The organism is Rhizobium sp. BK181 (assembly GCF_014193305.1).
Classification (GTDB): Bacteria; Pseudomonadota; Alphaproteobacteria; order Rhizobiales; family Rhizobiaceae; genus Rhizobium.
Map to the genome: position 1 here is coordinate 35,650 of NZ_JACHZA010000020.1, position 13,326 is coordinate 48,975.

14 protein-coding genes are annotated in these 13,326 nt (G+C 58.7%); 5 read left to right on the forward strand and 9 right to left on the reverse strand.

The window, feature by feature from the left end; all coding sequences use genetic code 11:
- From FHT77_RS26945 to FHT77_RS26955, 3 genes are read left to right on the forward strand one after another with little or no spacing between them, the layout of a single operon-like run.
- Positions 1-912, forward strand: a complete 912-nt coding sequence (locus tag FHT77_RS26945) for a carbohydrate ABC transporter permease (RefSeq protein ID WP_183758113.1) — start codon at positions 1-3, stop codon at positions 910-912.
- 19 nt (positions 913-931) lie between these two features.
- Complete coding sequence (locus FHT77_RS26950) at positions 932-2,017, forward strand: ABC transporter ATP-binding protein (protein ID WP_183758115.1); 1,086 nt, start codon at positions 932-934, stop codon at positions 2,015-2,017.
- Between the two features lie 13 nt (positions 2,018-2,030).
- Positions 2,031-2,768 (forward strand): ThuA domain-containing protein, encoded by a 738-nt coding sequence (locus FHT77_RS26955; protein WP_183758117.1) that lies wholly within the window; start codon positions 2,031-2,033, stop codon positions 2,766-2,768.
- A gap of 202 nt (positions 2,769-2,970) precedes the next feature.
- On the opposite strand, the gene repC is transcribed toward FHT77_RS26955, so the two are convergent.
- The 3 genes from repC to repA all read right to left on the reverse strand — a co-directional run bounded on the left by repC (position 2,971) and on the right by repA (position 6,577).
- Entirely contained in the window at positions 2,971-4,251 is a 1,281-nt protein-coding gene (repC, locus tag FHT77_RS26960; RefSeq protein WP_183758119.1) for a plasmid replication protein RepC, read from the reverse strand.
- A 152-nt stretch (positions 4,252-4,403) separates the two neighbouring features.
- On the reverse strand, positions 4,404-5,402 hold the full coding sequence (gene repB / locus FHT77_RS26965; RefSeq protein WP_183758121.1) for a plasmid partitioning protein RepB: 999 nt from the start codon (positions 5,400-5,402) through the stop codon (positions 4,404-4,406).
- Positions 5,399-6,577 (reverse strand): plasmid partitioning protein RepA, encoded by a 1,179-nt coding sequence (repA, locus tag FHT77_RS26970; protein WP_183758123.1) that lies wholly within the window; start codon positions 6,575-6,577, stop codon positions 5,399-5,401. The genes repB and repA overlap by 4 nt, the downstream gene beginning before the upstream one ends.
- Before the next feature lie 419 nt (positions 6,578-6,996).
- On the opposite strand from repA, the gene FHT77_RS26975 reads away from it, so the two are divergent.
- Entirely contained in the window at positions 6,997-7,650 is a 654-nt protein-coding gene (locus tag FHT77_RS26975; RefSeq protein ID WP_183758125.1) for a response regulator transcription factor, read from the forward strand.
- 13 nt (positions 7,651-7,663) lie between these two features.
- Here FHT77_RS26975 and FHT77_RS26980 read toward each other — a convergent pair whose 3' ends face one another.
- From FHT77_RS26980 to FHT77_RS27005, 6 genes are all read right to left on the reverse strand, one after another.
- On the reverse strand, positions 7,664-8,131 hold the full coding sequence (locus FHT77_RS26980) for an Lrp/AsnC family transcriptional regulator (RefSeq protein WP_183758127.1): 468 nt from the start codon (positions 8,129-8,131) through the stop codon (positions 7,664-7,666).
- 204 nt (positions 8,132-8,335) lie between these two features.
- Positions 8,336-8,482 carry a hypothetical protein gene (locus tag FHT77_RS26985; protein ID WP_183758128.1) on the reverse strand — a complete coding sequence of 49 codons (147 nt, stop codon included), beginning with the start codon at positions 8,480-8,482 and terminating at the stop codon, positions 8,336-8,338.
- Between the two features lie 497 nt (positions 8,483-8,979).
- Positions 8,980-9,336, reverse strand: coding sequence for a DUF779 domain-containing protein (locus FHT77_RS26990; protein WP_183758130.1), 357 nt, complete (start codon positions 9,334-9,336; stop codon positions 8,980-8,982).
- 63 nt (positions 9,337-9,399) lie between these two features.
- Positions 9,400-10,908: an aldehyde dehydrogenase gene (gene adh, locus FHT77_RS26995; protein WP_183758132.1), complete on the reverse strand. Its 1,509-nt coding sequence runs from the start codon at positions 10,906-10,908 to the stop codon at positions 9,400-9,402.
- 142 nt (positions 10,909-11,050) lie between these two features.
- Positions 11,051-12,010 carry a helix-turn-helix domain-containing protein gene (locus tag FHT77_RS27000; RefSeq protein ID WP_183758134.1) on the reverse strand — a complete coding sequence of 320 codons (960 nt, stop codon included), beginning with the start codon at positions 12,008-12,010 and terminating at the stop codon, positions 11,051-11,053.
- Positions 12,011-12,227: 217 nt separating this feature from the next.
- The gene (locus tag FHT77_RS27005; RefSeq protein WP_183758136.1) at positions 12,228-12,407 is read right to left on the reverse strand and encodes a hypothetical protein; all 180 of its coding nucleotides are present in this window, start codon (positions 12,405-12,407) and stop codon (positions 12,228-12,230) included.
- Positions 12,408-12,923: 516 nt separating this feature from the next.
- Between FHT77_RS27005 and FHT77_RS27010 the strand changes: the two genes are divergently transcribed.
- Entirely contained in the window at positions 12,924-13,310 is a 387-nt protein-coding gene (locus FHT77_RS27010) for a GNAT family N-acetyltransferase (RefSeq protein WP_259131284.1), read from the forward strand.
- Positions 13,311-13,326: the final 16 nt, after the last annotated feature.

Sequence of the window (13,326 nt, forward strand, 5' to 3'; positions counted from 1 at the left end):
ATGGCAGTGATCTCGCCGAGCGAAAATGCCAACAAGACCCGATCGGACCTGCTTGCCTACGCAACGCTGTCTCTGATCTCGATCTTTTGCGCCGTTCCCTTCTTCTGGGTGCTTCTCGCCTCCTTCGACGGCAACGCGCAGCTGTTCCTTCGCTGGCCCGAGCAATGGAGCTTTGCGAACTACTTGCGCGTGTTTACCAAGGAGGACGGCGCGAAGTGGCTGTTCAACTCGCTCTTCGTTGTCGGTGGAGCGACCGTGCTGGTGATGGTGCTGGCCGGCCTTGGCGGCTACGCGCTGTCGCGAACCCGAGCGTGGTGGAAGCTGCCGTTTCTCTATGCCATCCTATTGATCCGTGTCCTTCCGCCGACGGCGCTCGTTGTGCCGCTCTACAAGTTCCTTTTGACATTGAACAATGCTGAAGGTGCCATTCTGAGGCCGATCTTCGGCGAATACACTCGACCGATCATGCGCTGGACCGGTTTCATCGATGGTTATCTCGGCTTGATCCTCGTGCTTGCAACAATGCAGCTGCCATTGGCCCTTTGGATCATGAAGACGTTCTTCGACGGTCTGCCACGCGACTACGAAGAGGCGGCACTGATGGACGGCGCCACCCTGATACAGCGCATTCGCCGTGTGCTGATCCCGCTGGCGCTGCCGGGGTTGGCTGCCGCCGGACTGTTCGCCTTCATGTCTGCCTGGGGCGACTTCCTGCTGCCGCTGATTTTCCTCTCTTCGCCGGAATTGCAGACCCTGCCACTCGGCCTGTTCCGCGCATTTCTGCGCATCAACGAGATAGACTACGGGCTGCTTGCGGCACTCGCGTTTATCTACCTCCTGCCGGCAGTCGTAGCCTTCGGCTTTGCGCGTCGCTTCCTCGTGCAAACATTTGCCGGCGGCGTCAAAGGCTGACACCAGAAAGTACATTACGATGATCAATCTCAGGAACGTTCGCAAATTCTACGGCGCTTTGGAGGTCATCAAGGGCGTCGACATCACGGTGGAAGACGGCGAATTCGCGGTTTTCGTCGGCCCGTCCGGCTGCGGAAAATCGACTTTGCTGCGCATGATCGCCGGTCTTGAGGGCATTGACGACGGCGATCTCATGCTTGACGGCAAGCGGATCAACGACGTGCCGCCCGACAAGCGTGGCATCGCCATGGTCTTCCAATCCTACGCCCTTTATCCGCACATGACCGTGGCCGAGAACATCGGCTTCTCACTGAGCCTGAAGAAGGTTCCGGAGGCCGAAATCCGCCGGCAGGTCGAGGGGGTCGCCGAGATCCTGCAACTGACCGACTATCTCGATCGTCGGCCGGCCGCCCTGTCCGGCGGCCAGCGCCAGCGCGTTGCGATCGGTCGGGCCATCATCAAGAAGCCGTCACTGATCTTGTTCGATGAGCCCTTGTCCAATCTCGATTCCGCCCTGCGCGTGCAGATGCGTGCCGAATTGCAGCGCCTGCATCGCGAGCTGAAGGCAACCGTCGTTTACGTGACGCATGACCAGGTCGAGGCGATGACCATGGCCGATCGTATCGTCGTCCTCAACAAAGGTGTCGTTGCCCAGCAGGGTGCTCCAATGACGCTCTACCATCAGCCTGACAATGAATTCGTTGCGACTTTCATCGGCTCCCCGAAGATGAACACTATCCCGATCGCGATCACCAGATCGACCGCCGGTCAGGCCCATGTCCGGAGCCCGTTTGGTCTCTCGCTCGACCTGACGGACGCGAGTGGGATAGTGCCACAGGGTGAGGCTACTCTTGGCATCCGGCCTGAGCACCTGAAGATCGCAGCGGTAGGGCAGGGGGACTTTTCGGCCGAGGTCATGATCGTCGAGCGGCTGGGCGTCGAGACATACATGACTGTCGGTTCGCAGGAACAGCCGATTGTTGTCCGCTCCGAAGGTGACATCACAGTGCGACCGGGCGATCGCGTGTCCCTGGCGGTCGACACCTCCGCCTGCCACCTGTTCGATTCCGCCGGCCGCGTCATTCGCCCGGCAAAAGCTTCATAACATCGAGGATACCATGACAATCAAGGTCACCATCTGGAACGAAGGCCGCCACGAGCAACTCCACAAGGAGGTTCAGGAAATCTATCCCGACCGTATCGACGGCGCGATTGCGACCGGGATCGCCAATGCCGACTTCGAGATACGCAGGGGAACGCTCGATGACCCGCATGAGGGATTGCCGGACATTCTTCTCAACGACACCGATGTCCTTCTGTGGTGGGGGCACATGGCGCATGAAGAGGTAAGCGACGCGCTGATCGACCGGATCCAGCAACGTGTCCTCAAGGGAATGGGTCTGCTCGTTCTTCATTCCGGCCATCACTCGAAGCTGTTTCGCCGTTTGATGGGAACCAACGCAAACCTCTCCTGGCGCGAAACGCCACAAGGGGATCTCGAGCGGGTATGGGTCGTTGATCCATCCCATCCGATCGCCGAGGGGCTGCCCCCTTATTTCGAAGTCAATGCTTCCGAAATGTACGGCGAACCCTTCGACATTCCTCCACCCGACGAACTGGTTTTTATCTCGTGGTACTCTGGGGGTGAGGTGTTCCGCAGCGGATGCACATTCCGACGTGGCCGCGGTCGCATCTTCTTCTTCAGTCCTGGGCACGAGACTTATCCGATCTACCACGACAAGACCGTGCACAAGGTGATTTCGAACGGGATTCGCTGGGCGACGCAGTCCCATACCGATGGCCGGATCCTCGAGAACTGGCACAGGGCCGTACCGCTTCACAAGCGCCCAGCCTAAAAGCTCTATGCACGTTAAAGACCGGCCCTGCTTGGGTCGGTCCAAGATCCTCGGCACACGCAGGCGGCCCCATCTCCCTGGCCGCTTCGACAGCAATTCAACGTTGCGACCTATTCGCATCGTGTCCGTTCCGTTGGCGAGGCATCGATCTTCGTCCCAGCACATCCAGCTGTTCAGCCTTATTCGAGACACGAGGTCGACCTCACCCGGCCCGGCGCGATCCGGCCCCTCGTGCACGAACCAGTGCCATCAACATTGGACCGATCGAGAACTCGCCGCGCTCTGCCCTTCGCGTCAGATCACGCAGATATGCGCCAGCTGAATTGATGTGTCCGCCTCGTTCGAGAATGCACGCCATAACGGTCGCTGCGTTCTCCGGTCCCATCGTGTTGCACGCGTCCTCGTACGCTGACGCACTGACACCGAGGGTGCCCCGAACCACAACCGCTGCCGCCATCATGTCTCGCCAATTGGTAATCGAGCCCCCGGGGCCATAGCCTGCCATATCCGGGCAGGCCTGCAGAACCATTCCGAGCGGGAACGACTTTAACGAATTGTCGTTGCCGGCGCGCTCCTGCGGATTGACCCCACTGCGCCCATCTGATCTCTGTCTCGTCCTTTCAGCGGGGGGCTCAATCGGGGACGCCGGATTTGCCTCCTGCTTTCTTTCAAAAGCGGGTTCAAGATCAAAAATAGAGTCGGGGTTTGAATTCTGTATGTGCCGTTCATTTCGGGCGGGATTGCCGCTCGGTTTTTTTGCTTTCAACAATGTTTCCAGCCTGTTGGCAATATCGTCACGCAAGATCTGCATTGCCTCCAGCGCTGCGGCTATTTCATCGGCTGCCGGCGTTCTCGGCACGGCGTCGACAATTTCACGGAAATAGGTGAAGGCCGTTTCCCAGTCGCCCGGAAGCTCCTCGTCGATCGCGGTCTCGATCAGTTTGGAAACATCCCGGCGGCAGAGGGTGAACTGTTCGCGCAGTCTTTGCAAATGCAGCCGTTCCGCCGCGACCTCAGCTGCCAGCGCCTCGATTTCCTCAGCCCGGACGATCAAGGGAGCGAGGGAGAAACCGAACGCATCTCCGACCGAGCCCTCCTTGTTTCTGCGCGCGTACCGCTTCCCGTTCGGACTATCCTTGCGGATGATCAGGCCGGCCTCGACAAGCACGGCGAGATGGCGACGGATGGTCTGCTCCGCCATGCCGTGCGAACGCAGCGAAAGCTGGCTGTTTGACGGAAAGACGACAAGACCGCTTTCCTCGGAAAGGAGATTTGCCGGGTAGAAGCTGAGCAGGGCGTTGAGGACCGCCAGCGCCCGGTCGGTTACGCCGAGCAGTGGCTTTGCCTCGCAAAGCGCCCTGTAAATCTTCCATTTGTCGACCGATTGATCGGGCTTGAGCTCGCTCGCCGCCTTCTGGCTGGAGAGCATGCCAAGCGTCATCGGCCGCCGCCCGAAAGGCGTCGTCACATGTCCTGTTTCCATCACCTTCACCTTGACGAAGGCAAAAGAAATCCACTCACCAAAAAGGTGCCCATACTTGACAGGGATTCACGGAAATGCGATTCTCTAGCTGCTAACCTATGAGAAGGGCTTCCGCGACGGCAACGTTCGGGAGCTTTTTTCTTTTGCGATGATCATCCTTTGCTGTTGCGTTGTGTCGACTGAACGAACTCGCTGTGAAGCGACTCCATGCGATCGTTGAGAAAATCGATAAAACTGGGCGCAACCGCTTTGTTGAAGCTGATCTTCGACCCAGACTTGGCATGACTGACAGTCGCAATCAGAAAACCGTTTGCGCGAATTTCGGTGGCGGCTTTCAGTGAGGACGCCGGGCCAGCTTCGGACTTCAGAGCCGCGAGAGCGACGGCAAACCGATCCTTGGGGCCGCCATGTCTGTCCTGGCCGAGCGCCTGGCGGATACGGTCTGCCCCGCCCGGGCTGGCGGCGAATGCATCGGCGAAATCAATCCAGCGACGACGGCCAATCTCGGGCGAGGGACCAATTTGCACCAAAACGTCTCGCGGGATTGCCGTTGCGATCCGCAGCATCTCGGAGAGATGCGACTTTCCGGTCGCAAGTGATGCGCAGATGACATCGCGCCGGTAGCCTGCCTGCTCCTGCGAGAGCGCAAATGCACATTTCTCGATAAAGGACAGATCGTTGCGGCTGGCGTTCTCCTCGCCCTGAAAGATGATTGCTTCTTCATCGCTGAGGTCACGCACGATTGCTCGGAACTTCAACCCAAGCATCTTGACTGCGGCGAGGCGACGTCGCCCGAACACGATCTGATAGGGCGCACCATCACCCTTGAAAGGACGGATGAGACCGGGGACGATCTGGCCGCGCTCCCTTATCGACGCAGCTATTTCCTCGATTGCGGCCTCGTCGTAGGCGCCGTCAAAGCGGTCCGGGATCGAGGATGGCGCGACGTCAATCGGGTCGACGTCCACGACATGGTCTGCATCTTTCAGGAGTCTGTCGAGAGCCTCGCCTTTTTCCTGGATCTGCCGAACCCCCGCCGCGACCTTGAGGAGGTGCGGGGACGAGGTGGGCTTCACGCTCGGCGCGGCGCTCGGCTGCTCAAGCTGACCGAGCACGTTGGCGAACATTCCGCGGGAATCCTTGCGGCTCATTCGCGCCCCCATGCCGCCCAGAGCAGCTTCTCGATCTCGGCATTGGCAGCGTTGATGGACTCCATGGCTCGGTCATAGGTTTTGGGTGCCGAGAAACGCGAACGCTGCACCTCGTAAAGGCTTTGCTTCCAGGTCAGGGCATCGGCAACCGCGGTCGATTTGGTTACCATGTTCAACAGCAGGTCCTCACCGAAGACCTGCCGCATCAATGCGGTCATGTTGGCTTGTGGATGATCGTTGGCCTCGAACTTCGTGACGAGAAACTTTGCAAAATCCCATTGTGCAGAGGTCCCCATCTCGCTCAGGATCTGCATGTAGGACGAAGCAAGTTCCAGGAACTTTCCCGTTGAATCGACGTCCAGCATGTGCGCGGGGACCGGAATGATCACGCCGGTGGCAGCCGTCAGGGACGATAGTGTGAGGAAGTTCAGGGAAGGGGCCGAATCCATCAGGATGACGTCATAATCATCGGCAACCTGCTCAAGCGCCTGGGATACGCGCAGCAGGAAGCTGGTGCCCCCGTTCTTGCGCATCTCGAGTGCAACCGCGGTCTCGAACTCGGTCAGATCAAGACCGGCACAGATCACATCGAAGCCAGCAATATGGGTGGAGTGGATGAGGGACTTTGTCGGTTTCGGGTCCGTGAAGCGGATGGCCGCATAAAGCGTCTCATCTTCGCGCGGATCGAAATCGGGAAGCATCCCATGCAGGCTGGTCAGTGACGCCTGGGGATCGAGATCGACTGCCAAGACGCGATAGCCCTTCAGAGCGAGGTAGTGGCCAAGGTGAATTGTCGTGGACGTCTTGCTCGATCCGCCCTTGAAGTTGGTGACCGCGAGGATCTGGCACTCTTCACCGGCCACGCGTCTCGGGTTCATCCACTTTTTGCGGCCCTTTTCGGCGAGCATCAGGCGCAGTTCGAGGATTTGCTCGAGCGTGTACATGCGCCGGCCATTGGTGGTGGTCTCGGGCGCTGGCCCTTTTTCCTTGAGAACGATCTGCCTGATATAGGCTTCCGACACGTCGAGAAGCCCTGCGACCTCTGACGAAGAGAATTTTCGCATCTCGCGGCGCGCGTCAGGTGGGTACTGCGCCATCGAAAGATTTTGCAGGGCAAGCTCCAATTTGGTGGAAAAGCTCTGCATAAAGTCGAGGCTGCTCAGATGCCGATTCACGTTTCTTCCCTCAGTTCGCTTCAATGATCCAGATGCTGACATCGTTCGCGAATGATTGTTTTGCCACTTGTTTCGCCAGATGGCGATAATTCGATAAATTTCCGTAGTTTGAGAACTAGCTCGATTCGAGAGATTCGGCAAATGCTTGGCGCCGGCCGCGTCTCTCCGGAAACGGCCAAAAAGCGCCCGCGGGATGGCGCTCGGTCAGTCCAATCTGGCCGCCTTTGCAGGACCAAGGTCTGATCTGCCATGGACCTATGGTCTGAACTGGACCGTCATACCATCGTAATGTTTGACGCGCAGGCCGATCGGAATAATGTTCACGGTCCAGACGAAACTGGACGGCCCGACGATGCGGGCCCCGGCTTCGATTACCAAAGCACGGTGCCACCTGTCACGATTGAGGAGATCGGCCAGTCATGAAAACAGCAATCCGCGTTGCAGTGGTCGATGACCATCCGCTGTTCAGGGAAGGAGTGGCGCGGAGCCTGTCAGAAATCGAGGGGTTCAAGATCGTCGCGGAAGGAAGCTCGAAGGACGATGCCATCAAAGTTGCAGAGGATCAGCAGCCCGACGTATTGCTCCTCGATATTTCGATGCCCGGTGGCGGCTTGAATGCAATCTCCGCGATTCTGGACCGTCTACCGACGCAGAAGATCGTCATGCTGACCGTGTCGGAGTCCAGTGACGACGTGACGGCAGCACTTGATCGTGGTGCGAAGGGCTATGTCCTGAAAGGCGTCGGGGCAAGAACCCTTGCAGAAATCATTCGCAATGTCGCAGATGGTGAAAGCTATGTGGCGCCGGCCCTTTCGGCACGGTTGCTGTCCAACCGTGCCGCGCCCGAACCGAGCAAGCAAAGCGCGATCTCAATGCTCACAAACCGTGAGCAGGAGGTGCTTCACCTTGTTGCGTCGGGAATGAGCAACAAACTTGTTGCCCGCAAGCTCGAGTTGCATGAAAAGACAATCAAGCATCATATGACCCAGATCATGGCCAAGCTCGGCGTTGGAAATCGAACCGAGGCTGCCATGACCTTGCGCGATGTCATTGACGAGCAGAACGACCACTAGTCCATTGCACATTTCAAACCGGGACAGACGTCGAATATTTGACCCGTTTCAACGCGAAATGCGACGATGACGTTGCCACCGCATGGTGTGTCAGTATGCCTTTCATGAGCAAGCGCTCGTAGTCCTTTACGTCAGCGACAGCGACACGCAAGAGATAGTCCCAGTCTCCTGACATCGAGTAGCATTCGAGGACTTCCTGGTGACTTTCGGCAAAACGCTCGAAGTCGCTCCTCGCGGCCGGATCATGCGACTTCATGCGAACCTGGCAGAACACGGTCAGGCCGCGGCCGACCGCCTCGGGGCTGACAAGCCTGACGGTTGGTCCAAGCATTCCGGATGCCTCGAGCGCCTTGATCCGACGCCAGCAGGAGGCAGCGGAGGCACCCACGCGCTCCGCGAGCGCCGCGTGGCTGAGGGAGCCATCCACCTGCAGCAGTTGAAGGATCTTGCGGTCCACATTGTCGAGTTCAGACGATTTCATCAGCTTCTCTCGGTGTCGATGCACATTTCTGGCGCAGTGGTATTCTGGCTGAATCCCGCCGCATCCGGACATGCTCATGCACGATGCACGCAGTGAACAGCGCAATGCTGTGACGAGAAAGACACCGAGAAAAGTCCCGACGAAAAAGAACGTTCCCAAGGAACCGCGCCGAGCTGTCCCGAGCCGCGGCGCCGATGTCGTCGATCAGGTCGGCGCACCGAAAAGCGTGAAGTACCCCCAGGCGGCGACAAGCAGGGCAAGCACGCCGGCTGCTATGGCAAGCTTCCGCAAACGCGGCCTTGGTGGCCTTGGCGGCTTTGGACGTCGGAATTGGATAACATTGTCGTTCATTTGCAGGCTTCTCCGTCGAGGCCTACCTGTTTCGGGCGAACCGTGGCGGATGTCAAAAAGAAAAAGGCGCTCAACCCGATCGGGGAGCGCCTTTTCTTTCCCGGACAGCAAACGCGACCAGCCTCAGCGGGCAGGTCTGCAGGCCGTCGATACGGGCGGTGAGCGGTAAATGGCACCCCTTCTTCGAAATATCAAGAGGCCGCGGAAAATACAGTTTCAGTTCATATCGCGGGCCGGATTGATTATTCCGATTGTCAGACATTTTCACTATGCTTTCCCGGGCACGCGCAAGTCGACGTGCCGGGAGCGATGAGGAAGGACCAGGTGGAACGACGGGCGAGCAAATCATCAATTCACCGGGCGCGTGCGGGCTGAACAAAATGATACGGCCCGGAAAACGGCTCCACGCTTGCGCCCGGGCGCCGTTTCCGGTCGTCTGATGGACGGTTCCCGCAATCCGGTCGACCAGAGCAGCAATCTGCGATCGGGTCGTCTCGTCACGGGGTGCGCCCAAGAAGACGTGACCGGGTCAGGAACCGCCTCTCCCGTCCATTGTCGAGTGAGAACATTCCGCCACGACCGGGAACGACGTCTATGATCAGCTGCGTGTGCTTCCACGCCTCGAACTGGGTGGCGCTGATATAGACAGGGACCCCGGCAATCTCCCCCAGCTTGATGTCGTGGTCGCCGACGACGAAATCACCCGACGGGTAGCACATTGGCGACGAGCCATCGCAACAACCGCCCGACTGATGAAACAGAATATCCGGATGATCCCGCCGGATCTCCTTAATAAATGCTATCGCGTTGTCCGTCGCGATGACACGGGGCTCATCCTTCATGCTCAATTCCATCCTTCTCCTCCTTGTTCCGGCCCGCTCCTTCAGTGGAGCGGGCCATTCGCCGCAGGAGTGACCTCAAAAGAAACCGAGCGCCTTTGGGCTGTAGCTCACCAGCATGTTTTTCGTTTGCTGGTAATGATCGAGCATCATCTTGTGGGTTTCGCGACCGATGCCTGACTGCTTGTAGCCACCGAAGGCGGCGTGGGCAGGATAGGCGTGATAGCAATTCGTCCATACCCGTCCGGCCTCGATATTGCGGCCAAACCGGTAGCAACGATTGGCGTCACGGCTCCAGACGCCGGCACCGAGCCCGTAGAGTGTATCGTTGGCAATCTCCAGTGCCTCGGCCTCATCCTTGAACGTGGTAACAGCAACGACCGGCCCGAAGATTTCCTCCTGAAAGATGCGCATCTTGTTATGCCCCCTGAAGATGGTGGGCTTCACGTAGTAGCCGTTGGCGAGCTCACCGCCGAGTTCATTGCGCGATCCACCTGCGAGGACCTCGGCGCCCTCCTGCTTGCCAATATCCAGGTAGGCAAGGATTTTCTCGAGTTGCTCGTTCGAGGCTTGGGCTCCGATCATCGTCGCTTGGTCCAGGGGATTTCCCTGTCTGATGGCTTCGACGCGCCTGACGGCTTTCTCCATGAAACGGTCGTAGATCGATTCCTGAACCAGAGCGCGACTGGGGCACGTGCAGACCTCCCCCTGGTTCAGCGCGAACATAGCAAAGCCTTCGAGTGCCTTATCCAGGAAATCGTCCTCTTCACTCATCACATCGGCAAAGAAGATGTTCGGCGATTTGCCGCCAAGTTCAAGCGTCACCGGGATAAGGTTCTGGCTCGCATATTGCATGACCAGTCGGCCCGTCGTCGTTTCGCCGGTAAAGGCGATCTTTGCGATGCGAGGACTGGAGGCCAGCGGCTTTCCAGCCTCCAGGCCGAACCCGTTGACAATGTTGAGCACGCCCGGAGGCAACAGGTCACCGACGAGCTCTGCCCAGACGAGCAGGGATGCAGGGGTCTGTTCGGCTGGCTTGATGACCACGCAATTGCCGGCAGCAAGAGCGGGAGCGAGTTTCCACGCCGCCATCAGGATCGGAAAATTCCAGGGTATGATCTGGCCAACAACGCCGAGCGGCTCGTGAAAATGGTAGGCAACCGTATCGTGGTCGATCTCGCCGATAGAGCCTTCCTGCGCGCGGATGCAGGAGGCAAAGTATCTGAAGTGGTCGATAGCCAGCGGAATGTCAGCCGCCATTGTCTCGCGGATCGGTTTGCCATTGTCCCACGTCTCGGCTCGCGCCAGAAGCTCGAGTTTGTCTTCCATTCGCTGAGCGATCTTCATCAGGATATTGGATCGCTCGGTCGCCGATGTCCGTGCCCAACCCGGCCTGGCGGCATGTGCGGCGTCGAGTGCGGCATTGACGTCGAGTTCGCTCGAACGCGCCACCTCGCAAAGCTTGCCTCCGGTGACAGGGGTGACGTTGTCGAAATAGCGTCCTTCGATAGGCTCGCGCCACTCGCCCCCTATGAAGTTGCCGTAACTCGTCCTGAATGGCGACTCGACGATCTTCTGATGCAGCATGTCATCCTCCCTTCAAAGGTCCAGGTTCTGGAGTGAACCGGTGAGAGGAAGCCTGCGCGAGTTTTGCGGCGTGTGAAAGCGCCGCCAAGGGATACCGCAGTGCACTGTGTAGCACTCCTGCGACAGCGCGGCGCTGGCGCCATCAATGCAGGTTAAGTCTTTTCATTTTCCGGTGCAGCGTCGACCGGCTCATGCCGAGTGCAACGGCTGCCTGGGAGACGTTTCCGCTTGTACGGGACAGGGCACGCAACAATGCCGCGCGCTCGGCGTCGACGAGGTCCTGGTTTGGTGCCGGGTTCTGTTCCTGCAGTGCATCGGCCGCGGGCAGTCCCGCGGAAAGACGCCTGTCGTCCAGCTTAAGGGCCAGTCGCGCAGCCCGCGTCGCGCCAAGGACGAGATCATGGCGGTCGACGGCAAGGAGCGCCGCGGTCGGATTGCCAGCCGTCGGAACGACAAGGAAGCGGGCACCTGGAAAAGCGCTCCGGAACAGATTGACTTCGATACGCAACGCCGCGTCGCGAACCATCTGTGCGAGAATACCCAGTGTAACCTCGTTTACGTCGTCGCGGCATGACGAGATGTCCAGCGCAGCAGCCAATTGTCCGCGGTGATCGCGAATCGGTGCAGTCGTGCAACTCAGGCTGATGTTGGAGCTGAAGAAATGCTGATCCCGCAAAATGGTGACGGGCCTGTCATCCGCGATCGCAGTCCCGATCCCGTTCGTACCGATGCTGGCTTCGGTCCAGATGGACCCGGGCCACAGTCCAAGTTCATGGAAGTGCCTGTCATCCCCCGCGATGCCGCGGCGTTCCAGCGCAACCCCTTTATGGTCACTCAAGATCAGGCAGCAACCGCTCTTGCCAACTGTCGCGAACAGCCGATCGAGTTCGACCGAAGCATCTCCAATCAGGCTTTGCGAAGCATCACGGGCCTCTTGGAGCTCATGCTCACTAACACGGATCGGCGGTCGCATTTGTTCGGGCGAGAGCCTGTGCATGGCGATACATCGCCGCCATGACGCAACGACAGACGAGTTCGCGGCGGCAGAATCCCTTTGAGCTGAGGTATAGACGTGCTCTGCATGAGCGGCGAGTTCGTGCATTGGCTCCTCCAACCAATTCTTATTGCAGCTTGGCTCAAAGCCGCCGCTTTGGCAATTCTCGGCCGCCCGGTTGTGTTTTGGACTGCCGTGATTGCAGTGGGTCATGTGTCGCAATATTGCGCCACATGACCTGTGTCGGCTTGGCTGGCGTAGCTGGGGGCGGGGCTAAAGCTGCTGCCCCCTCCGAAACCGTAAGGAGTTGACGCGGTGACGCCGTTCACGCCCTTGAGATTCGCCAGCTCTTGTCCTCGAACGTGAACAACCCCGCCGCTGCCTTGTCGGGCATGGTATCCTCGAGGAGGCTGACCTGCCCGTACTTGCGCCAATTGGCGTGAAGCTCGAGCTCGAATGGACCAGCAGCGGGCCCGAGCATTGCGCGCGAGCGCCGGTATTCCATTCCGCGTCGCGGACGCCCGTGCGCTCGAGGCGTTGATGCAATGTAAGCGGCTTGAGGTCTTCCTGCGATCTGAAAATGGATCAGTTCTTAAGGGCACCGGTCGCCATTCCATCGGTGATGGGCTTGAAGGAGAGAAGGTAGGGATGGCCGAATGCTTGGCAGGTCGCTTCAAGGCACACGTATGGGGCCTGGCGAACAGATTACGGGGCTTTCCTTTGGTATCAACGCAGACCGCGATCTCGCGAGGAAAAAAGTGCCAATGCCCCATATACAAAGGGTGCATCCGTGGCGACGGTCTGGAACTTATCCAATGATTTCATTGTTTGATCTCGCGCAAAACGAGTGTCACGGCGAAGTCACGACACACAGCGCGCGGCCTATGGTCTAAGGTTTCCGGGGTAGAGTGAACAGGAAGGCACCAGTAGCGTAAACCACGCTGACGGTGACAGTGGGTGTATGCCGATTGTTTATAGACGCATGACCAGGCAAGAGGCGCTGGAAAGCGCGGATATAATTGTGGAAGCCTACGCCAAGCATCCCTGGCATGAAGAGTGGACGATCGACAACGCAGTTTCGCGGATCGACGAACTGACGACGACACCCAAATGCCTGGCCGTGGCGGCATTCGATGGAACACAGCCGATCGGTTTTGCCTTCGGACTTCCTCACACCTCCGTCATGGGACGGGGTATCCATATTGCCGAGATAGCAATAAGGCCGAAGCACCAGCGCGCAGGCATCGGTTCGCGCCTATTGAACCATCTGGAAGCAGAAGCCCGTATTCTTGGGTTCGTTTTTGTCTGGCTCGTCTCCCGCAGCACCGGCGGGGTTGCGGAGTACTACAAGAGCAATGACTACGAGCACTCCGAAAAGCTCTGTGTCTATTCCAAGAAATTGAAATAGGCCGGCGCAACATGCG